The organism is Dactylosporangium sp. CA-233914, from assembly GCF_050942935.1.
In the GTDB taxonomy this organism is placed as follows: Bacteria; Actinomycetota; Actinomycetes; order Mycobacteriales; family Micromonosporaceae; genus Dactylosporangium.
The window spans coordinates 10,696,646-10,716,407 of sequence record NZ_CP192030.1 but is presented as its reverse complement, the minus strand read 5'-3'; the positions used below and the strand labels follow the sequence as shown (position 1 = coordinate 10,716,407).

The 19,762-nt window shown below is 70.1% G+C and carries 22 protein-coding genes and 1 pseudogene; 15 read left to right on the top strand and 8 right to left on the bottom strand.

Annotated features, from left to right (window positions below; translation table 11 throughout):
- Window positions 1-79 precede the first annotated feature (79 nt).
- From ACQPY0_RS47615 to ACQPY0_RS47590, 6 genes are all read left to right on the top strand, one after another.
- The gene (locus tag ACQPY0_RS47615) at window positions 80-970 is read left to right on the top strand and encodes a branched-chain amino acid ABC transporter permease (protein WP_432976673.1); all 891 of its coding nucleotides are present in this window, start codon (window positions 80-82) and stop codon (window positions 968-970) included.
- Window positions 967-2,094, top strand: a complete 1,128-nt coding sequence (locus ACQPY0_RS47610; protein ID WP_432976670.1) for a branched-chain amino acid ABC transporter permease — start codon at window positions 967-969, stop codon at window positions 2,092-2,094. The genes ACQPY0_RS47615 and ACQPY0_RS47610 overlap by 4 nt, the downstream gene beginning before the upstream one ends.
- The gene (locus ACQPY0_RS47605; RefSeq protein ID WP_432976667.1) at window positions 2,091-2,873 is read left to right on the top strand and encodes an ABC transporter ATP-binding protein; all 783 of its coding nucleotides are present in this window, start codon (window positions 2,091-2,093) and stop codon (window positions 2,871-2,873) included. Before ACQPY0_RS47610 ends, ACQPY0_RS47605 begins: the two co-directional genes overlap by 4 nt.
- Entirely contained in the window at window positions 2,867-3,526 is a 660-nt protein-coding gene (locus ACQPY0_RS47600; protein WP_432976664.1) for an ABC transporter ATP-binding protein, read from the top strand. Before ACQPY0_RS47605 ends, ACQPY0_RS47600 begins: the two co-directional genes overlap by 7 nt.
- Before the next feature lie 336 nt (window positions 3,527-3,862).
- Window positions 3,863-4,111 carry a helix-turn-helix domain-containing protein gene (locus ACQPY0_RS47595; RefSeq protein WP_432976661.1) on the top strand — a complete coding sequence of 83 codons (249 nt, stop codon included), beginning with the start codon at window positions 3,863-3,865 and terminating at the stop codon, window positions 4,109-4,111.
- Window positions 4,104-4,946, top strand: coding sequence for a hypothetical protein (locus ACQPY0_RS47590; protein WP_432976658.1), 843 nt, complete (start codon window positions 4,104-4,106; stop codon window positions 4,944-4,946). Before ACQPY0_RS47595 ends, ACQPY0_RS47590 begins: the two co-directional genes overlap by 8 nt.
- Window positions 4,947-5,334: 388 nt before the next feature.
- Here ACQPY0_RS47590 and ACQPY0_RS47585 read toward each other — a convergent pair whose 3' ends face one another.
- Window positions 5,335-5,502, bottom strand: coding sequence for a hypothetical protein (locus ACQPY0_RS47585; protein ID WP_432976655.1), 168 nt, complete (start codon window positions 5,500-5,502; stop codon window positions 5,335-5,337).
- Between the two features lie 381 nt (window positions 5,503-5,883).
- Here ACQPY0_RS47585 and ACQPY0_RS47580 point away from each other — a divergent pair, with 381 nt between their 5' ends.
- From ACQPY0_RS47580 to ACQPY0_RS47550, 7 genes and pseudogenes are all read left to right on the top strand, one after another.
- Window positions 5,884-7,044: an SAM-dependent methyltransferase gene (locus tag ACQPY0_RS47580; RefSeq protein ID WP_432976652.1), complete on the top strand. Its 1,161-nt coding sequence runs from the start codon at window positions 5,884-5,886 to the stop codon at window positions 7,042-7,044.
- Window positions 7,045-7,875, top strand: a complete 831-nt coding sequence (locus ACQPY0_RS47575) for a hypothetical protein (protein ID WP_432976649.1) — start codon at window positions 7,045-7,047, stop codon at window positions 7,873-7,875. It begins immediately after the preceding gene.
- Window positions 7,872-8,210, top strand: a pseudogene (locus ACQPY0_RS47570) (SAM-dependent methyltransferase); the annotation flags it as partial. The gene ACQPY0_RS47575 and the pseudogene ACQPY0_RS47570, both read left to right, overlap by 4 nt.
- 71 nt (window positions 8,211-8,281) lie before the next feature.
- Complete coding sequence (locus tag ACQPY0_RS47565) at window positions 8,282-8,737, top strand: SAM-dependent methyltransferase (protein ID WP_432995683.1); 456 nt, start codon at window positions 8,282-8,284, stop codon at window positions 8,735-8,737.
- Window positions 8,738-8,985: 248 nt separating this feature from the next.
- Window positions 8,986-9,198 carry a hypothetical protein gene (locus ACQPY0_RS47560; protein ID WP_432976647.1) on the top strand — a complete coding sequence of 71 codons (213 nt, stop codon included), beginning with the start codon at window positions 8,986-8,988 and terminating at the stop codon, window positions 9,196-9,198.
- Window positions 9,199-9,384: 186 nt separating this feature from the next.
- Window positions 9,385-10,764 carry a hypothetical protein gene (locus tag ACQPY0_RS47555; protein ID WP_432976644.1) on the top strand — a complete coding sequence of 460 codons (1,380 nt, stop codon included), beginning with the start codon at window positions 9,385-9,387 and terminating at the stop codon, window positions 10,762-10,764.
- A complete protein-coding gene (locus ACQPY0_RS47550; RefSeq protein ID WP_432976641.1) occupies window positions 10,761-11,279 on the top strand; it encodes a 2'-5' RNA ligase family protein in 519 nt (172 codons plus the stop codon). Before ACQPY0_RS47555 ends, ACQPY0_RS47550 begins: the two co-directional genes overlap by 4 nt.
- A gap of 105 nt (window positions 11,280-11,384) precedes the next feature.
- On the opposite strand, the gene ACQPY0_RS47545 is transcribed toward ACQPY0_RS47550, so the two are convergent.
- From ACQPY0_RS47545 to ACQPY0_RS47530, 4 genes are all read right to left on the bottom strand, one after another.
- Entirely contained in the window at window positions 11,385-12,782 is a 1,398-nt protein-coding gene (locus ACQPY0_RS47545; protein ID WP_432976613.1) for an IS1380 family transposase, read from the bottom strand.
- 97 nt (window positions 12,783-12,879) lie between these two features.
- Window positions 12,880-13,203 (bottom strand): hypothetical protein, encoded by a 324-nt coding sequence (locus tag ACQPY0_RS47540; protein WP_432976639.1) that lies wholly within the window; start codon window positions 13,201-13,203, stop codon window positions 12,880-12,882.
- A gap of 183 nt (window positions 13,204-13,386) precedes the next feature.
- Window positions 13,387-13,791, bottom strand: a complete 405-nt coding sequence (locus tag ACQPY0_RS47535; protein WP_432976637.1) for a hypothetical protein — start codon at window positions 13,789-13,791, stop codon at window positions 13,387-13,389.
- Window positions 13,781-14,311, bottom strand: a complete 531-nt coding sequence (locus ACQPY0_RS47530; RefSeq protein ID WP_432976634.1) for a hypothetical protein — start codon at window positions 14,309-14,311, stop codon at window positions 13,781-13,783. Before ACQPY0_RS47530 ends, ACQPY0_RS47535 begins: the two co-directional genes overlap by 11 nt.
- A 143-nt stretch (window positions 14,312-14,454) precedes the next feature.
- Here ACQPY0_RS47530 and ACQPY0_RS47525 point away from each other — a divergent pair, with 143 nt between their 5' ends.
- A complete protein-coding gene (locus ACQPY0_RS47525; RefSeq protein WP_432976631.1) occupies window positions 14,455-15,915 on the top strand; it encodes a hypothetical protein in 1,461 nt (486 codons plus the stop codon).
- Window positions 15,916-16,218: 303 nt separating this feature from the next.
- Here the strand turns inward: ACQPY0_RS47525 and ACQPY0_RS47520 are convergent, their stop codons facing one another.
- Window positions 16,219-16,551, bottom strand: coding sequence for a hypothetical protein (locus tag ACQPY0_RS47520; RefSeq protein WP_432976628.1), 333 nt, complete (start codon window positions 16,549-16,551; stop codon window positions 16,219-16,221).
- A 100-nt stretch (window positions 16,552-16,651) separates the two neighbouring features.
- On the opposite strand from ACQPY0_RS47520, the gene ACQPY0_RS47515 reads away from it, so the two are divergent.
- On the top strand, window positions 16,652-17,335 hold the full coding sequence (locus ACQPY0_RS47515; RefSeq protein ID WP_432976625.1) for a hypothetical protein: 684 nt from the start codon (window positions 16,652-16,654) through the stop codon (window positions 17,333-17,335).
- 14 nt (window positions 17,336-17,349) lie between these two features.
- Here the strand turns inward: ACQPY0_RS47515 and ACQPY0_RS47510 are convergent, their stop codons facing one another.
- Together ACQPY0_RS47510 and ACQPY0_RS47505 are read right to left on the bottom strand one after the other, a co-directional pair.
- Window positions 17,350-17,613 (bottom strand): hypothetical protein, encoded by a 264-nt coding sequence (locus ACQPY0_RS47510; RefSeq protein ID WP_432976622.1) that lies wholly within the window; start codon window positions 17,611-17,613, stop codon window positions 17,350-17,352.
- Between the two features lie 818 nt (window positions 17,614-18,431).
- Window positions 18,432-19,754 (bottom strand): hypothetical protein, encoded by a 1,323-nt coding sequence (locus tag ACQPY0_RS47505; RefSeq protein WP_432976619.1) that lies wholly within the window; start codon window positions 19,752-19,754, stop codon window positions 18,432-18,434.
- Window positions 19,755-19,762 lie beyond the last annotated feature (8 nt).

Sequence of the window (19,762 nt, the reverse complement as noted above, 5' to 3'; positions counted from 1 at the left end):
CACCACCCAGCCCCGGCCGTACGCCGAAACCAGCCGGGCCTGCCACTGACCAAGACAGCACCGCATGAAGGAGCAAACGGTGGTGACGACCTATGGGCTCAACATCGTCGACGGTGTCGCGTTCGGACTGCTGCTGTTCACCGCCGCCGCCGGGCTGACCCTCGCGTTCGGGGTCGCCGACGTGCTCAACCTGGCGCACGGCACCTTCTACGCGATCGGCGCCTACACCGCCGCCACGTTCAGCACCGCGGCGGGCGCCACACTCGGCGGGTTCACCGTGGCCCTGGCCGTGGCCGTGCTCACCGGGGCAGCCGCCGGCGCCGGGCTTGCGCTCGCGCACCTGCCGATCGCCGGGCGCGGACACCTGGCCCAGGTGATGCTCACCCTCGGCGTGGCCGGCATCGGCGGGGAACTGCTCGTCACGGTTTTCGGCGCCGATGACCTGCCCGCCGCCCCACCCTCGCCACTGGCCGGCTCCCTCCGTGTCGGCACGGCGAGCTATCCAACCTATCGGCTGGTCTTCATCGCAGTCGGTGCTGCCCTCGCGGCGGGGCTGCACCTGGTCATCTACCGCACGAGCATGGGCGCGGTCGTGCGGGCCTGCGTCGACGACCGGGGCATCCTCGCCACCATCGGCATCCGGCCCGCCGTCGTGCAGACCGGGGTCCTGGCCGCGGCCGGCGGGCTGGCCGCCGGGGGCGGGGTCCTCGGCGCGCCGATCATCGGCCCCGGAACCGGCACCGCGCCGACCATCATGCTGCTGTCCCTGGTCGTGGTGGTCCTCGGCGGGCTGGGCAACATCCGCGGCACGTTCCTGGCTGCCCTGGCCGTCGGGCAGGTCCAGACCCTCGGTGTCGCCGTCGCACCGCACGCCGCGCCGTTCATGCTGATGGCCGCGCTCGCGATCGTCATGGCTGTAGCCGCGCACCCGCGCCTGCGCGCCCGGCTCACCATGCGGAGGCCGGCATGACGCCGCCGACCTCATCAGCCACCCACCCAGAACCTGCCGTAGCCCCGACGCTCGCCGACGGCCAGCGGTCTGCGGCAGCACCGAGCGGCCTGTTCCGGCCGAATCAGCGGTCACACGCCGCAGGACGGCTCCTGGCCGCAGCCGGACTGGCCGGTACCGGCGTAAGCCTGCCGTACTGGGCCGACCCGTACACCACGGCGACCGCCGCCCGCATCCTGGCCCTGGCGCTGCTGGCGGTGTCGGTGTCGGTGCTGACCGGACACGCCGGCCTACCCACCCTCGGGCAGACCGCCCCGTTCGCCGTCGGCGCCTACACCACCGCGATCCTCGCCGGCCACCACCATCCCCTCGGCACCGTCGGTGTCGTCCAGGTCGCCGCGGCCGCCGCCGCGGCGGCTGGGTGCAGCGCGCTGACCGGGCTGCTGCTCGTACACACCCGCGGGACCGTCTACCTGATGGTGTCCGTCGCGATCGGCAACCTCGCCGTCACCGCCGCCGATCAGTGGACGAGTGTCACCGGCGGCACCAACGGCCTGAACTTCCTGCCGCCTGTCCGCCCGCTGCCCGGCCTGGGCGAGCTCGGCACCGACCGGGCCACCTACTGGTACTGCCTCGCCACTGCCGGGCTCTGCCTGACCGTGGTCTGGCTGGTGCTGCGCGGCCCGGCCGGGATGCTGCTGCGCGGCGTGCGGGACCACGAGCCGCGGATGCAAGCCTCCGGGCACCCCACCGCCCGCTACCTCTACACCGCGCACGTGGGCGCGGGGGCGCTGGCCGGGGTCGGGGGCGCGCTGCTCGTCACCGTCCAGCACGCGATCACCCCCGGCGACGCCGGGTTCGACACCGCCGCGATCGCGCTGCTCGCCGGGGCGGTCGGCGGGCGCAGCATCACCGGCACCCTCGCCGGCCTCGCCGCGATCATCGCGGCCCGCGACGTCGCTGGTGGGCCGTTCGCTGGTCACACCCCTGCCCTCGTCGGCGGCCTGTACCTGCTGTGCGTCTACCTGCTGCCCGACGGCGCCCTCACCGCCGCCTCCAGCATCCCCGGCCGGGTCCGTGCCCGTCTTGCCCGCCACCGGACCCGCCCAGATGCCGCTGCCGCCCGGACCGAGGCGAAGCCGTGACCGCCTCCGCGCCCTGGACCGACCCCGCCGCACCGGTGCTGGAGGTTGCCGGGCTGACCCATCGCTACGGGGCACTGACCACCGTCGACCATCTGGACCTACAGATCGCCGCCGGATGCCGGCACGGCCTGATCGGCGCCAACGGCGCCGGCAAGACCACCCTGCTCAACCTCATCGCCGGCACCCTGTACCCCGCCAGCGGACAGATCTACTACCAGGACGAAGTGATCACCGGCTGGCCGGTGCACCGCCGCGCCCGCGCCGGGATCGGCCGCACCCACCAAACCCCCGCCATCCTGGCCAGCCTCACCGCCGTCGACAACGTCGTCGCAGCGCTCTGGCCCCACCACCACAGGCCCGAGTGGCCTGGCCGGCGCCGCCGCCGGCTGCGGACCGCGGCGATGACCGCCCTCGCCACCGTCGGCCTCACCCCGCACGCCCACACCCCGGCCGGCGCGCTGTCCCACGGGCAGCGACGGCTCCTCGAACTCGCCGCGGTGCTCGCCACCCGACCACGGCTGGTGCTGCTCGACGAACCCGCCGCCGGTCTCGCCACAGCTGACCGCGACCTCATCACCAACCAGCTCCTGGCACTGCCGGCCGAGGTCACCGTGCTGCTCGTCGAACACCACCTCGACCTGATCGCCGCCGTGTGCGACACCGTCACCGCCCTGCACCACGGCCGGCACCTGCACACCGGCACCCCAGAAACGCTGTGGCAGCACCCGCAAGTCGCCGCCGCCTACCCGCGACCCGATCGGAACGTCCCCGGATGCTGACCATCGAGCAGTTGTCCGCCGGCTACGCCGGCGGCACCGTCCTGCACCACATCACCCTGACCGTCTGCCCCGGCCAGGTGTGCGTGGTCACCGGCGTCAACGGCGCAGGGAAGACCACCCTCGTACACACCATCGCCGGGCTGCTACGCCCCGCGGCCGGCAGGATCTGCCTCGACGGCCGGAACATCACCGGCCACTCCACCGCCCGCCGCGCCCGGGCCGGGATCGCCACCGTCCCGCAGGGCCGGCGCGTGTTCGCCACCCTCACCGTCGCCGAACACCTCCACATCGCCACCCGGCCCGGCCCACACACCCCCGACCGAATCCTGAAACTGTTCCCCGCCCTCGCGGGCCGACTCAGCCACCGGGGCGGGCAACTGTCCGGCGGCGAACAACAGATGCTGGCCATCGCCCGAGCCCTGCTGACCCAGCCGAAGGTGCTGCTACTCGACGAACCCACCGAAGGGCTCGCCGCCCCCCTCGCCGCCCACATCGACACGCTGATCCCCACCCTCGCCGACACCGGCACCGGCATCCTGCGCACCACCCCCGACGCGGCCAGCGCCCGCGCCACCACCAACCTCCACCTGCTGCACCACGGCGCGCTGACTCCCGTGACCGGACCGCCTGACCGGCAACCGGAGCAGACATGAGCCGCGCACACCTCCACACCCGTTGCCAGTCGCGATTTCGAACGGCGCCGCGCACGCCCGATCCCTCGCCGCATGAAAGCACCAACCGATGGCACCGTCCTCGACCGCCGCTTCCGGCGACGCAACGCCGAACCGATCGGCACTGCAGCTGCGGCCGGATTGCCCTCACCGGCCCCGCTGGGCGATCGGGGGACTCAGCGCGCCACGACCAGCTCGCGACGCTGCTCGCACGCTCCACGGAGACGCCGTGAACTGCCCGACCACTGGACTACACCACTACGCCGGATGGCGCCAACCTTTGCCAGCACGCCGTGACCGACCTGGAGGACCACATCGATGGCAGCACCTGCTGACGGAGAGAGGTGGGACGCGCCGCACCTCGCACAGGAAATGGCGCGGCTCTACCTTGACGAGCGCCTGTCCATCCGCAGGGTCGCCAAGCGGATGGGGTGCTCCTACGGCACCGCCCACCACGTGCTGCACGCCTCCGGCGTCACGATCCGACCACGACGCCGCCCCCGAGCAGCGGAAACCACAGCTACTGGTCCGGCGGCTGCCACCGCGAGACGAGCGAACGATGAATAACGGCCCGACCGCACGGCAGGAGCACGCCCCACAGGGGGTGCCCAGGGGCGCCCTGCAGTCGTTCACCATCCTGGCTCGGGCCGAGCTGGCGCGAGGTCACCGGCCTGCGGCTATCGCCATCATGCGGGCTGCGCTGCTGGAGGTCGACCCGGCCACAGCACCACCGCGCGATGACGTGATCGCCGCGGCCGCCCTGTACGCCGGCACCCTGCGCCCGCACGAGGTCGCGGACTGGCTGAGCCTGCGGTGGGCCCGGTACGCCTACCGCAGCGCCACCACCCGATACGGCGCTGGGGATGAGCGGACGATCGCCGCGGCCGTCCTGCTCGGCACTGTCTTGGCCGCCTACCGGCTCGACACAGCCGCCATCGACGTGTGGGAAACGGTGGCCAGCCAGCTCACTCATCAGCTGGATGCCGCCCACCTGCGGGTGCACGCGGCCCGAGTCGAGCTGGCCGTCGCCCGGCACGCCGCCGGCTACTGCACGACCGCGCTCAACGAGCTCGTCGAGACCCGGCAAAGCTGGACAGCCTGGTACGGCGCCGCGAACGTCACCAGCGTCGCCACGCTGCTGCAGCTCGCCGCCCTGCACGACGCCTGCGGCCAGCACCGCACCGCCGCACGACGTACCGCCAAGGCGATGCGTTCCTACCGGCCGCCAAACGCCAACGACCGTTCCGCAGTGCGGCTTCCCGTCGGGTGGATCATCCAGCCGGACGCCACGCACGCCAGCTTGTGCCAATTCGGCTATCCACACCGCCGCACACAGCGGATCCGAGCCGCGGCCGGTCACCCACGTAACCGCGGAGGCTTGTGGCGGGGGTTCCTGCAATGAGTCGCGACCGCCAGGCCCATGCATCGGCGGGCTCGCCGCTGCGGGCCCGCGCGTGGCGAGCCGAACACGGAGGCTCACGGTGACCGGGCGGGCCAGGATCGTTGCTGTGCCGCCGGGGCGGGGGTGGGCGAGGGCCGCAGCGGAAACCGTTACCGACGTTGTCGCGTTGCATCCCCTGGTCACCGGCTGGCTCGGCCCGGGCGGGGCGGTCTACCCGCTGATCGACGACCTGGCGCTGCTGATCGAGGGTGCCGTCGAGCATGGCGGCGGTGCCTGGCTGCTTGAGGACCGCACCGGCCTGCTCATCTGGACCGCCGCACCGACGCAACTGCCGCGTGTGGCGACGACCCGGCGGAAGGTCGTTGACGAGCAGTACGCCGAGCGGTGGTCACAGCTCGAACGCGTTCTGCACACCACAGCCGCTGCAGGCACGGGGACCGTGCACCTGCTGGTGCTGCTCGTCGCCGCAGGAGCCGGACCGATCGCGGCCCTGGGTGCGCGGAGGCTCCTCGCGGCGTTCCACCACAACCTCGACCAGGTAGGCGCCCGGGCGCACACCGCAGCCTTCGACGACGACCTGATCGCGCTGCTCGTCACGGCGGGCTGGACGGCAGCAGCGGCGGGATCATCCCGGGCGGCCGAGCGTGGCGGCGGGCGTACCGCCCAGCACGGCCCGCGCCGGATCGCGCCCGCGGCGGCAGCGCCAACGTGGCCAGCCCGGCCCGGAAGGACGTCCGATGACGCCGCACCTGCTGAGGGCGTTGTCGGCTCCCGTGTGTGTCGGTGCCACGGCGCGCACGGCGGGAGCGCGCGGGTTCGCCGCCCGAGCCCGTGCGCTCCCTGGTCAGACGCTCGGCCCGGTGAGGCCGTCGGTATCACCGGGACCGGACGAGCACCAAGTTCGCCCGCACCACCGATCGATCTCGCAGGAGTCGCCATGCTGCCCATCAACCGGGCCCGGCCCGTTCGAGAGACCAAATGGGCCGCGGATGTGGCCGAACGGCCGCGGCGCGAACGATCACCGTGGCCGTTTCACCAAGCCCCACACCCAGGGGCACCTGACGATCTGGGTAACCGGGCTCATACCCGCGGCTCCGGAGTGAACATGATCCACACCGTTCCGACTTTCGACCACTGGGCGTCGCCTTCCGACCGTCGCCGTGCGTCACACCATCCACCGCAGTCCCGGACGTGGGTCCGTGAAGACGGCACGGCGCCGCCGACGACGGCCGGGATCGCCAACCGAATCTATGGCGGGTTCTACAACCGGACCGTGGACCGGAAACTCGGCGCCGACATCGAGGCGGCGTGGCCACCGATGCGCGACCATCTGTTGGCCGGGCGGGCTGTCCAAGGCCGGATCGTGCGGCATCTCCTCGGCGCCGGCGTTCGGCAGTTCCTCGACATCGGCGCCGGAATCGCCCAGCACGGCGCTACCCACGAAGTCATCGCCGCCATCATGAGCCCCGACAGAGAAATGGACCTGCCACATCGGGAGCGGGCCGTCCGGGTCGTGTATGTCGACATCGACCCGATCACCACCTTCGTCAACGCTGCGCTCCTCGACGCGTTCCCATGGGCAGCCGCAGTCTGCGCCGATCTGCAGCACCCGGCAACGTTCCTCAACAACGACATCGTCAATGACCTACTCGACTTCGCGCAGCCCGTCGGGGTGCTGCTGCTCGGCGTGCTGCACCACCTGCCGCACCGTCCTGGAGCAGGCCCCGCCTTGCGCCGGCTCGCCGAGGCCCTGTCCTACGGCAGCTACCTCTCCATCTCCCACCTCACCACCGACCTCAAACCCGCCGGCGCCGCCGCGCAACGCCGCGCTGTGGGCCTGCTGGCCGCCACCCCCACCCCGCTCTACCTGCGCCACCCCGCCTATGTCGCCGCCCTGCTGCACGATCGGCACCTTCCAGCCCTGGATCTCCTCGAACCCGGCTTTGTCCCCGCCGACCAATGGCGACCCGACCCTGGTGACCAGCCGCCGTTCGTCGCCCCCCATCTGCTCACCGCCGTCGCCAAGCTCACGCCGCCAGCCAGCATCCGCTCTGTCGTGGCGACTCGTCCCGCAGCCAATGTTGAGGAGAACATCTGAATGGCCATGCACCTGCGCCGCGTCGGCGACAACGAGGTTCAAACCCCGATCCGGCGATACGCCCACCCCGGCAGCGGCCGCGAGATCGCGGTGATCGGCTCGCTCCACGCCGGTCAGGAGGCGTACTTCGCTCGGTTGCGCGAACGCATCGACGCCCTGAGCGGGGCACGGGCCGTGGTCCACGTCGAAGGCTCCGGGCGCGTGGACGGCGAGCACATTGGCGCCGCACCGCAGGAGCGGACTGTGTTGGCGATCATGGACCAGGCCGCTGCGCTCAACCGGCGCCGGATCGTGGAGCTCGGCTGGGCCTACCAGGTCGACGCGCTCGGCTACCCGTCCCACTGGGAGCTTCACGACTTGTCTGGCGTTGAGGTTCTGCGGCGCATCGGAGTGCCCGCCATGGGCCGGTTCGCCGCGCGGCAGCTCCGCGCCGTCGACTGGCCCGATACCGATACCAGCAGGATCGAGCGGTTTCGGGCACGCATGGCTATCGGGCTGCACCTCGCCGCCGCCAGCAAGAACAACAAGGTCCGCACGTCCAGCCGGTCCCTGGTCTACAGGGTGATGGTGCACGAGCGAACGGCTTATGCGCTGGAGTCCGCCCTCGCTGCTGACCAGGACGTCGTGCTCATCTGGGGTCCCATGCACCTGCCAGGCTTCGCCGCTGGCCTGGCCGCGCACGGCTTCGCGGAAGTAGGGGAACCCGAGTGGCATACCGCGCTGCAGCTGCCGTCGTTCAGCGCCAGCCTCTGGCGTCTGGCCGCCGGCCCGCTGAGGCGGTCCCGCACTCGCCGAGCGTCAGTCGCCACCGCATCGAAGGAGCCGCGATGACCCAGCTGCCGATCGGTCCCACGGCGCCGCTCGACCGGGTCGATACCACCGTTGCGCATCCCGCGCGGCGCTACAACTACTGGCTGGGCGGGAAGGACAACTTCGCCACCGATCGCAAGTCCGGCGACGAGATCGCTGCGGTGTTCCCGCGCGTGCGGACCGGCGCGATCGAAAACCGCCGGTTCCTGCACCGCGCTGTCCGATACCTGGCTAGTGAGGTCGGCATCCGGCAGTTCCTCGACATCGGGGTCGGGATCCCCCTGGAACCGAATACGCACGAGATCGCACAGGCCATCGCCCCGACCAGCCGGGTCGTCTACGTCGACAACGACCCGGTCGTGATGACGCACGCTCGGGCGCTGTTCACCAGCCACCCAGACGGTGCGACGGCCTACCCGAGGCCGATCTGCGTGATCCGTCCGCGATCCTGCGCGACCCCGGCCTGCACCGCACCATCGACCTGTCCCGTCCGGTCGGGCTGCTTCTGGTCGCCGTCCTGCACTTTCTTGCCGACAATGAGGCAACCCGGGCGGTTGCCGAGCTGCGCGCCGCGCTCGCGCCGGGCAGCTTCATTGTGCTTAGCCACGGCACCAACGACCATTTCAGCAGCGACACCGCAGCCCGGATACCGCAGCTGCAGCGCGGCAACGAGATCCGCTACCGGCCGCGGTCCCGCGAACAGATCGCCGGTCTCGTAGCTGGGCTGCACATCGTCGACCCAACCTCAGCACATGGCGCTGCCATGCCGCTCGATCCGTCGGGGTCGCAGTTGGTGTCGGTCGCGCGGTGGCGCCCCGACCCCGACGAGCGACAGCTGCCGCCCGATGCCGATGTCGCCTGCTACGGGCTCGTGGCCGGATGACGCTGGCGACATCACCGGTCACACCGAAGGAGTCTCGGCCGTGATCGGCGGCGAACGTCAGTCATCGACTGGGGATGCGGCGCGACGTTCGTCCCGGCGAGACGAAGCAGCAGTAACCCCACCCGAGTACCGAGCCGCCGCTCGTTCCGCGCGAGGTGCTATTTGGCAATCCAGCCCGGGTTAGCCCGGCGATCTCCCCGGACCGTCGGCTACTGGCCTCGGGCGCCCCCGACCACGGGGTGCTCAACGTGTGGGTCCGGGACCGACACGGCGCGGCCGGCAGCGAAGGTGCAGTCACCGTCGACCGCGACCGCGGGATCCGCACCTTTGCCCCCGAACTCGCCAACAACGTCTTCGGCTTCAGCACCATCTCGTACCTCCAGCGCGATGTCAGCCGTGATACCGCAATCGGCATCGCCGCAGCCGCCGTCGCGCAACTGCTGCAACAGCCCAGGTCATGACCACCAGCCGACGCCCGTCGAGGCCACCGACAACGCCCAGACGAAGCACGAACACGCACCCCTGAACGCAGTGATCGGATCGCCATTCCACCACCCGCCCGGCCCATCGAGCTACAGCAGGCGCACGCCGACTGGCATGCTTATCGGCAGAGCCACGCCGCAGTCGAAGCAGGGAGGCGAACCGTCATGCCACATGCCGACCCGCCGCTGCAGCCCAACCACCTGCTCACCGCCGCTCGGCGACGACTGACCTCTCCGGCCCGCCCAGGCAGGTCCATGTCGCGCAGCGAGCTGGCCGACGCGGTGAACCGAGACCTGTACGCTGCCGGCGTCCGTGACGTCGACGTGGACGCCAACTACATCGGCAAGCTCGAGCGCGGCCTACACCGCTGGCCGACCGCCGCACGGCGCAGCGCATTCCAACGCGTGCTCGGCGCCACAGCCGCACTCGACCTCGGCTTCTACAACCCCCGCCCGCCCCGCGACGACACGGCCGCCCGCAGCTGGCCTGCGCAGAACCACGCCGCCGCACCGCTGCCGGTCGCGGCACCGGCGGCGGACCTGACCCAAGACCAGACTTCTACCACGCCAGACACCAGCTCCGAGCAGGACGTTCTGGCCATCCTGCAGCGGATCCATCGACTCAACCGGACGATCGATCCGGAAATCATCCGGCAGCTGCGCAACCTGGTTACCGACATCGTCGCCCGCTACGAACAGTTCGATCACGCGGAGATCCGGCCCAAGCTCGTCAAGCAACGCGCATGGGTGGCGACCCTGCTGGAGGAATGCAACCATCCCGGGCAGCGCCAGCAACTATTCGAGATCGCCGTCGCAGCGTCGGGCCTCCTCGGATACCTTGCCGTCGGGCACGGCCAGCACCACCTGGCCCGAGCGTACTGCGCCGAGGCGTTCACGCTTGGTGAACTCGCGCAGACACCCAACCTGCAGGCATGGGCACGGGGCCTGCAGAGCTTCTGCGAGTACTACGCCCAGGACTACGACGCCGCGCTGCGGTTCGCCGAGGACGGCCTCGTGCACGCCAGCGCCGGCCCGCAAAGCGTGCGGCTCATGGTCAACGGCGTCGCCCGAGCACTGGGCAAGCTCGGCGACGCCGACGGTGTGCACCGAGCCGTCGACAGCGCATACAACCTTATGGCCCGCAACGACACCCCAGACGGATTCCCTTCCAGCGTCTCGTTCCACTGTTACAGCCCGGCCCAGACGGCAAGTAACGCCGCCACGGCGTACGTGTCGCTCGGCCTGGCCGACCACGTCGACCGCTACATCGGCCTGGCGCTGCCCGAGGTCACACGTTCCGGATCGCCGTGGAGCCGCTCGCTGGTCATGCTCGACCAGGCCTCCGCGCTCGTGGCGTCCAAGCACGGCGACCTCGAACGCGCGAGCCGCCTGGCTATCGACGCCGTCGGTCTCTCGGCCGGCCGCCCGATCATCGCGGTGCAGCAGCGGACGATGGACTTCGTCCGGCATGCCACCCGGCAATGGGGCGACGCGAAGCAGATCCGGGCCGTCCACGACGCCGTCGCCGACGAGGTGCCGTCGTGAACGACGCCGGCCTCGAACACGCATCGGCCGCCGCATCCGTTGCAGCGCAAGAACTCCAGCGCTTCCGGGAAATTCGTCAGCTGCGCAACCATTGGGCAGGCAGAGACACGCGGCGCTCGTACTACTGGTACCTGACCTTTGAACACTGCACCGAGCTGCAGTCCTTGGCGCAGCGCTGCCGCGACGGCATCCCGCTGCCGTACTACGACTTCACACCATTGACCGAGCTGCACATGACGCTCGACCGGGTCGCATATGACGGCGACATCGCACCGGAGCAACTCCACACGGTGGTGTCCGCCGCAGCACAAGCATGCAGCGACCTGCCGCCGTTCACCATCACCATCGCAGGGCTCGGGGGCACGCCTGGAGCGCTCGGATTCAGCGTCGTCCCGTACGAACCGCTCCTGCAGCTGCGCGACACTCTTCGCACCGCGACGCTATCGGCATATCCGCACGCCCCCGTCAGACCCGGATCCGTGGATAGCGGCGGCGTGATTGACGCATATCGCTGATGGGCGATGGGTGATGCGGTGTTTCTGCCGGTGGGTATGGTTGTGGCCCGGTGGCGCCGGGTTCGCTGGTCTCGGTGGGGTGTTCGGGCCGGTCGGGCCTGGTGGTCAGGTCCAGATCGGTAGTCGGCGCAGTCGGGGCAGAACTTCGGTGAGACCTTGTTGGTCTGGGGGTAGTCGCAGGGTGAGCTGCCCGGCGTGGCGGACCAGCCGGGCCGGGACCGTCAGCAGCCGATGCCGCAGGGTGCCCAGATGGGCCCGGCCGCGTCCGTCACCGCCGTCCAGACCGGCCAGTTCCTGCAGCCAGGCGGACAGGTTCACGGCCAGCAGCGCACCCCACATCCACACCGTGTTCGCTGCCCGGCTGGCTGAGGGCAGGTGCCGCAGCGCGGCGCCGTGCTTGGCGTCGCGGATGCGGTCTTCGATGTCGGTGCGCATCCGGTGCCACGCCTCGACCGCGACCGCCCTGGCTGGGGTGGACACGTCCAGGTTGGTGGCGATGAACGAGTACGCGTACACGTGGCCGACGAGGCCGTCCAGAGCCAGGGCGAGTTGGTCCTTGGGGATGGTGCGCCGGCGACGGGCCCGTGGATCGGTCGAGACGTCGGCGGCGCGGACCTTGACCCGCCGCACCACGCACGTGGTGCCCGGTGGCCACCCGGCCGGCGCGTAGTCGCAGACGGCAACCTGGGCACCCTTCATCCGCTTTGCCGTGTGCCACGCCGTGTCCGGGACCGCGGCGGCGGCCCGCCAGACCGCCGGGTTGCGGGTCACCCCCAGGGAGAAGTCGCAACCAGCCGCCACTGCGGCGGCCGCGATGTCCTTGGCGAAGTAGCCCACATCGCCGCGCACCTTCGGCCGCACGCTGACCCCGGCCACGCGCAGGGTGGCCACGCTGCGTTCGATCAGCGACCCCGCCCCCGGGCGCGGGTCCTCGTCCCCTGCGAGCAGGTCCGCCGCGGTGACCAGGCCGGCCTCCGCCCACGTGGCCACGTGCGGACGCCCGGCCCGGGCACCCTTGTAGCTGTAGGCGATCCCTTCCTTCTTGGCCCCGTAGCACTCCACATCGGTGCCGTCCAGGTCGATGGTGGCCCCACCCGTACGCAGCACCGCGCGCCGTCTGGCCGGCAGCAGTCCCACCACCCGGCCCACGATCTCCCCGATGCCTTCCTCTACCCCGGCCACCTGGGCCGGGCCGAACCGGTCAGCAAGCTGCACCGCGGTGGTCGAGGCCGGTGTGGCCACCGCCGACAGCGCCTCCCCGGCCGGATCGGCACGGCGGCGGTCCAGCCCGGTCCAGAACTGCGCACCGCACATCTGCGCCTGCGCCACCGCGACCAGGAATTGCCCCGCGGACAGGCCCCGGTCCCGCTGCTTGATCGCACCGACTGCGTCGTCCAACGCGGCGGTCACGCCCAACCGGCCGACCAACTCGGCCACCGCGACCACACCCGACACCGGCGTCAACGACGCGTCCGGTGCGCCGACACGCACCCGACCTGCCAAACCAGGTATCCTCTGCACCGAACGGGTGTCCTTCTCACAGCGACGGATTGGTCCCTAGACAAGTCCAATCATCCCTGCTGACAAGGCATCCGTTCATCTATGCCACGCCGTGTTGTATCCCTATCCACGGATCCGGGTCAGACCGTCGGGGTTCCACCCGCACGTGGCGATCGCGTACTGCAACGCTGACGTACCAGCAGCGCAAGCCATCGCCGCGGTCGAGCGGCTCAATACAGGCGACACCGTCACCGTCCGGGTCAGCCAGGTAGCACTCGTCTTGATCGAGCGCCGCAGCCGAGCCTATTCGTGGCATGCTGTCAATCACGTACCCCTGGCCGGCGGCGCGAGCTCCGCAAGCTTGATCACTTAAAGAACTTTTGATCTTGCTGATTCGCTGCCGGTCGATGTCGTTGGTAGGCACGACAATCATGGTCATGGCCGTGGCCCCGCCCGACGCCGACCACTTGGAGCGGTGCGATTGCCGCAACGTTGCTGGCCGTCGGCTGAACGGTCGTGCCCCACTTGGGATTCGTCCCCCGCAGCGAGGTTGTCGAGGTGTCGCGTGGGTGCACCGAGGAGGAGCGCGCCTATGGTAGACGGCTGTCTACCAGTGGCGACGCCGGTAGACCTGGACTTCGCGTACGGGCATCTCGGACCAGTGCAGTGGGCGGTCGACGACGGGGCGGGCGAGGTAGGGGGTGATCCGGTCGCGTTCGTGCTCCTCGGCGAACTGTTCGGCTTGCGCGGTTTCGCCGGCGAGGTCGAGCGCTTTGATGAGTTGCACGACGAGTAGGTCGAGGCGGTGGTTCTCCGCTTCAGCAGCCGTGAGGCGCTCGTGGGCGGCGACGGCTCGGTGGCCGCACCATTGCCGTAGAAGCTCGTGCTCAGGCCGGACGTACTTGCGGTACCACTGGTACTCCCATTCCGGACTGGACTCCTCACCCTTACGGAACGGGTGCGGGCCGCCGTGTTTGCACTTGTGTCGGGCCTCGGCCTCCTCACCGATCACGTGTTCGAGGATGGTGTGCGAGTGCGCGCGGCAGGCGACCTCCGCGATCAGGACCGTGCCGGCCGGCGAAACGACCGTGCCTTCGTCGGTGGCGAACCACTCGACCTTCGCCAGAATCTCCTCGACAGACCCCTGAAGGATGTCGGCCAGCGCCGCGATCCTTGATGATCATGGCGTTCTCGACCGGACGCCAGTCCAACTCTGCCACCTCCTCCGGAATGAGAGCGGAGTAGACGGTTCCCACTGCGCTCTGTTCGACGGAGTCGAGCTCGAAGTCGGCGATGCGCTGCCAGGCCGCCTGCTGGGTGTCGTAGGCTTCGACATCCACCCACCGGGTTTTCAGCCGAGATGACGGCACGGTCTGCACACGATGACCGTCGTCGGGGAACTCCACCTCGATACTCGCGGTGGTCTTCTTCGGTGTGACAGCCCTGATGCGGACGCGTTCCGAGGGTGCCGTGTCGCGAAGCCGGTACGCCCATTCGTCACCGACGACGAACTGCGATGCATCGAACCCCACCTGAACCGCCCTTTCAGATGCCAACCTGCTGCGAGGCAGCGAGACCCGGGTGTACCGGACCACTCTGACATCGACCGATGACTTACGCCTACCGGATGATGAGGGTCTATGCCGGGGAGGGAACTGGTCGGTATAACTGCCCGATGGTCGACATCACCGCGCCGCTGAAGCCGCACCAAGTCGAGGTGCTGCGCTGGGTAGAGGCCGGATGCCCCGACGCGGACATGCCCGGCGAAGGCGCAAAACACACCGCGCGGGCCCTGCAAGGCCGGCGCATGGTCACGGTGTCACGTCGGGACGGTCGGTGGTTCGCAGCCTTGACCGAGCGCGGCCGCTACTACCTCGACAACGGCCAGCACCCAACAGCGACCGACACGACGACCGGTGACCCTTCGGAGAACTCGCCCAGGCAGACGGCCCCAGGCGGAAAGGGCCAGCAGCCGACGGCGCAACCGGCCGCGATCCAAGAAGCGACCGTGCTGATCGAGCGGCTCCAAACCAGCGGCGGCACCGTAGTCGTCTCGGACCCGGACATCGACACCCGCGCGAGCTATCGACGCGCCATCCACGCTGCCAAACAGCACAAACTCGTGCCGGATGGCTACGAGCTCCGGCACACCGGTCGCAACACCGGTGACCTCATAATCCGCCTGTACTCAGCGGCGCAGCCCTATGACACTGACTGGAATCGGCTACGGCTCGGCCAGGCCGACGAACGTGCCATCGCGGCGGCCGACTACGGCGCCCTCGAACAGAACCCCACCAACCTGCGGGTAGCACCGGAATCGATCCCCCGCGTGCTCGCTCTGCTCCGGGCGATCAACGATGCCGGGATGGCCCGAAAGTGCCGCGTCGGCGTCAACCTCACCACGAAGAGCCCGAAACCGTACGCCAAGTTCGGCAGCGCGCGGCGTTCGCTCGAGTTCTTCGAGGAGTACGACCAGGTACCCCACGTGCTCACCGCCGACGAACGGCGGACCAAACGACTCCGCCCCTGGGCAGACATCCCGGAGTTCGACAGCGTAGCCACCGGCCGCCTCCGGCTCGAAGTCAGCAAGTTCCAGTCCGGCCAGCCCCTCACCTGGCGCGACACCCCGACCAGAAGCTTGGAACAGCAGACCGGTCGCATCGTCGCCGACATCATCAAGGCCATCGAGGAGCAAGAACAGATCTCCGCCGCCTTCCGGCAGCGCGAGCAGGAACGGCAGGCCACGGCGAGACTTGCCGAACAACAGGCAGCCGAGGAGCGCCGCCGCCGAGACCTCGAACGCAAGGTGAAGTGGGAGCAGGCCATCACAAAGGCCCGCCACCTCGCTATGGAGGAGTACCGCAGGACGACATTCCACACCGCGATGGAGCAGTGGCAGAACGCCGTCAACATGCGCGCGTTCTGCGACGCTCTCGAACACGCCGCCGCAGGTCGGGAGGCCAGCGACGGCGAGCTCACCGCATGGCTGGCCTGGGCACGCACTCGTGCCGACACGATCGACCCCACCGTCGGTACACCCACGCTCGCAACTGTCAACTTCACCATCGAACCGAGCCCGGAAGACCTACGCCCACACCTCAACGGATGGAATCCGCACCACCCGATGAAGCAATAGAGACCGGGTTACGGCCTACCGACTCTCACCGACTCACCGCCAGCAGTGCGTAGAGCCGTCACCAGGGGTATAGATGTGAAAGCATCCGATTCACGGCACAACGCGATCGCACGCCCGCCCACCGGGCAAAACCGCATGCCAAAAGAGATAGGCCGTCCAGGACGGCAACCGACCGTGATCAGGCGCGCACTCATCGCCACAATCCGCGCGTGCCAACAGGCAGCCAGCTTGACAGCTCAAGCCGCATCTACCAGCCGATCGCTGCAGGTGGCGCCGGCCGGGCGCGGCTGTCTCTTCCATGGGTCAGGCGGTGCAAAGTCGACCGGCGGCGACGACGAGCAGCTCCCGCTGCAGGGTGTCGTCGCCGGTGGGCGGGGCTGGCGCGGTGCGGACTCGGTTCGGGTCGAGGACCTCGACCGGCGGCGGGTTGAGGATCTGGATCGCGGCGACACCTGACTGGAGCTCACTCAGGTCGCGACAGGTTGGGCAGCCGTCGCAGCGTTCCCCGTGCTCCCGTGCGGCGCGAACAACGAGGGTCGACATCCAGCCCGACGCGTACGCGTGCACGGTATCGGCGCTGCGGCTGAACTTGCCCGTCAAGCTTTCGACCAGGTCAGGTTCTGGCTTGATCGCCATCGACCGATCCTCCCGGCCTCAGCCGGCTGGCGGGAACGGGTCCGCTGATCGTCGGCACGCCTCACCGCCGACGCCACCGAAGGGTGAGAAACTCTCCGCCATGAAGGGCACCCGCGGCACCGCCATGACGATGCACCGCCTGCCGAAACGCCCAGCTCCGCAGAAGCATCCGCTGCTGTGCCCCGTCTGCTTCTCCGTCAACGGCGAACCCTGCCGGGTTGTCATCAACCCGGGCGCGACCGGCACGATGCGGCGGGGGAAGGCCCTGGCCCGGGTACACCCGCAGCGTCTCATCCCCCTCGACCAACGCCATCACGCGATGGACGCCCAAGCGGCGCCCGACGCCGGCCGGCCGCCCAAGCCTGTGTCCCGGCGTGCGATGGGCGTCGCCAAAGGCAATCTGCGCCGCGGTGAACCCATCGCGTTGCCGCCCATCCCCCGGCAGGGCAGCGGTCAGCACCCGGACGAGCCGGGCCAACGGGCCCAGCGTCCGCCGCGCATCACGCCCAGCTCGAACCAGCCAGCGGCCGGCGCCGAGAAGACCAATCGGGCGGCGGTGATCCGCGCCAAGCAGCCTGGAAACTGCCCGTCATGCCGGGGCGGGTGGCGCATCGGCACCCTCATCACGATGCGCGCCGACGTCTGGATCCACAACCGCTGCGCTGACGGGGAACGGCCCGCACCAAAGTGGACCCGGGAGGACACACCAGAGGCCCGCGCCTACCGTGCCGCTGCCGCACGCGGCGACCGGTTCTTGTCACGCCGACGCGCGTCCTGGAGCTGACCCGCCCGCCCTGCTCAGCCCATCGGGTACGTCGGGCACAGCCGCTTGTGGACCACGTCGAGGATCCTCGCCGCCTCGACCAACTCGAACACCTCCGGGTGGTTCGGCGCCGTGAACCTCTTGTTCGTCAGGTCGACCAGCTTCGCCCCGTTGTTCGGGAACGACTTGATGCTGGAGCACTGGTCGCGGCCGCGACCGACGATCCTGCCCTCGTCCTTGCCGCCGACGATCGCCGGGTCGATCGCTTTCAGGTCCGCGATGTATGCGGCCTGCGTCACCGCGTCCGGCTTCGGCGGTATCCCGTTGGCAGTTTCCGCGCTGGAGAGGCTCCGAGGGCTGGCGAGGTCGTCGGCGCGCTCGAGGCCGCCGGCGGCGCGGCGCCCGTGGCGTTCGGGGCCGCCTTCGGGTCCGCTTTGGGAGTGCTACCGCAGGCGACGGCGAGGCTCGCGGCGACGGTGAGGGCGACAACGGCACGAAGCATCAGGCGACTCCAAAAGGCTGGGGACGGACAGAGCGCTTCAGCTACAGCTTGAGACGCAGCCCGGTCAAACCGCCCTCGTTGAATCGCTGTACGCCACGGTTTGACACCTCGATGCCGTATGGGCCGACGCCGGCGGGGACCTCGATCCTGAACGGCAGCGTGCACGTCGAGGCGCAACGCTTGGTGCGTGCCGGACGTCCCGAGTTGACGATCGAGTACGCGATAACTGACCCATACTGGCGGCCGCTATTCGGTCCTCAGCATCGCGAAGCTGCGCAGTGGCGACTCGACCAGGCGAACGTCGTACGCCGGTAGATCGGACCGTCCTATCGCCACTCGATGCGAGCCTCTTGGCGCGTGATCACGTGCGCGGCCATGCCGCGATCCGGCCGCTAGGATCACGGCGCCCATGGTGCGGCCCTGTCCCCCAGCCGCGCGAACATGTCGTCAGTCACCACGCGGAACCACCAACCATGCCGACGGCAGGTCAGGGCGTTGGGTAATAGTGCGTGTCGGACCTCGGCCCAACACCCCTCCACGAGGTTAGGCCGACCTAAACTGCGAGCTTGGTCGGCACTCCCGTCATGTCCACGCTAGTCGAACTTGGCGATGCTGCTAGCGCTCCATGTTGACGGGTGCGGGGCCGAGGTCATACACAAGGCTGTGCTCGGCACTTCGGACGCCGCTAAGCGTTACCGCGCCGGAGCTGACCACGGGGAGCTGGCGTACTGGGTCCACGATGATGCGGACCTTGGGCCGGGCGTCGGCGCCCTCGATGTTGGACACAACGACCAGGAAGAAGTCGGGCGTGCTCAGCGCCCGGCGGACCTGCGACTCCTCCAGGCGGATGACGTCGGGTTCGTTACCGGCGTGGACCTTCAGCTCGAAGAAGCGCTCGAGCGAGTCGACCGCATCGGCGCCGACCCCGCGTTGGGCGCGGAGGTCGGCGATCTCCCGCTCGTCACCGGCCAGCACCTTGCGCGCCAGCGCCAGGCCCACCGACTCCCGGTCCAGCGCGGTAAAGACCGGCAGGCCGGTTCGGTTCGCTGGCGACGGCAACGCCCGATTGGGGCGGGGCAGGGTCCCCGCGGGGCGGCGCGGTGCGCCCATCGTCGGGGTTTCGCCCGGTCTGCTGCCAGCACGACCGTCCGGGTTGAGGACGACGAGCGTGGACGGATCGACGAGGACCCGCGGTGGGGACGGGGGTGGGCCAGCGGGACCGGCCGGCTGCGGGCCCACGGGCGGTGCTCCGGGCGCCGCTGGGCGGTTCGCGGGGTGCCGCGACCGCTCCTGGAGCCGACCAGCGATGTCCCGTCCCAGGTCGGCGGCGCGCTCTGCCATCGCCTGCTCCTGCCGGGCGCGTTCCTCGGCTGCCTCGATCGCGGCGAGGCGGATGGGTAGCGCGGCGGGGCCGTCGTCGGCGGCGACGCAGGCGGCCAGCCACGCCTGCGCGAGGTGCCGCCGGTCCGCGCCGGCAAAAAGGCCGGCCACCGCCCGGCCACCGCCGTCGACCTGGCGCAGCACCCGGTCGTCGCGCAGATACAGCACGCACGCCCCGACATCTACCTTGGCCGCCACCTCGATCTCGACGGGCCCTCGGCTCTTCAACCCGTCGACGCGGACCCGCAGGCCTGCGTCGATGTGCACCGCGAAGCCCCCGAGCAGGTCCCAGCCCACGGTGAGCATCCCCGCCGTCGGGGCGTCGTTGCGCGCGAGGTCCTCCTGCAGCCGCGCTACCACCGCGGCGAAAAGCGCGGTCGTAGCCTCATCGCGGACGGCCCGCGCTGGGTCGACTACGGTCGTCGCGTCGGTCCTCAGCCGTGTCATCCGCAGCGGCTCCAGCAGGGCCTCGAACTGGCCGACCTCGCCGCCGGGCAGCCATACCGGCACCTCGGCGCCGAGTCCCTCGACGAGGGCGGGGTCCTCGACGGCGTACACGGGGCGCT

Bases quoted from the DNA above. Each gene is read 5' to 3' on its own strand.
- ACQPY0_RS47515 (WP_432976625.1), top strand. From the start codon at position 16,652: ATGAAGGGCACCCGCGGCACCGCCATGACGATGCACCGCCTGCCGAAA.
- ACQPY0_RS47520 (WP_432976628.1), bottom strand. From the start codon at position 16,551: ATGGCGATCAAGCCAGAACCTGACCTGGTCGAAAGCTTGACGGGCAAG.
- ACQPY0_RS47590 (WP_432976658.1), top strand. From the start codon at position 4,104: ATGAATAACGGCCCGACCGCACGGCAGGAGCACGCCCCACAGGGGGTG.
- ACQPY0_RS47610 (WP_432976670.1), top strand. From the start codon at position 967: ATGACGCCGCCGACCTCATCAGCCACCCACCCAGAACCTGCCGTAGCC.
- ACQPY0_RS47580 (WP_432976652.1), top strand. From the start codon at position 5,884: ATGCTGCCCATCAACCGGGCCCGGCCCGTTCGAGAGACCAAATGGGCC.
- ACQPY0_RS47555 (WP_432976644.1), top strand. From the start codon at position 9,385: ATGCCACATGCCGACCCGCCGCTGCAGCCCAACCACCTGCTCACCGCC.
- ACQPY0_RS47575 (WP_432976649.1), top strand. From the start codon at position 7,045: ATGGCCATGCACCTGCGCCGCGTCGGCGACAACGAGGTTCAAACCCCG.
- ACQPY0_RS47525 (WP_432976631.1), top strand. From the start codon at position 14,455: ATGGTCGACATCACCGCGCCGCTGAAGCCGCACCAAGTCGAGGTGCTG.
- ACQPY0_RS47600 (WP_432976664.1), top strand. From the start codon at position 2,867: ATGCTGACCATCGAGCAGTTGTCCGCCGGCTACGCCGGCGGCACCGTC.
- ACQPY0_RS47595 (WP_432976661.1), top strand. From the start codon at position 3,863: ATGGCAGCACCTGCTGACGGAGAGAGGTGGGACGCGCCGCACCTCGCA.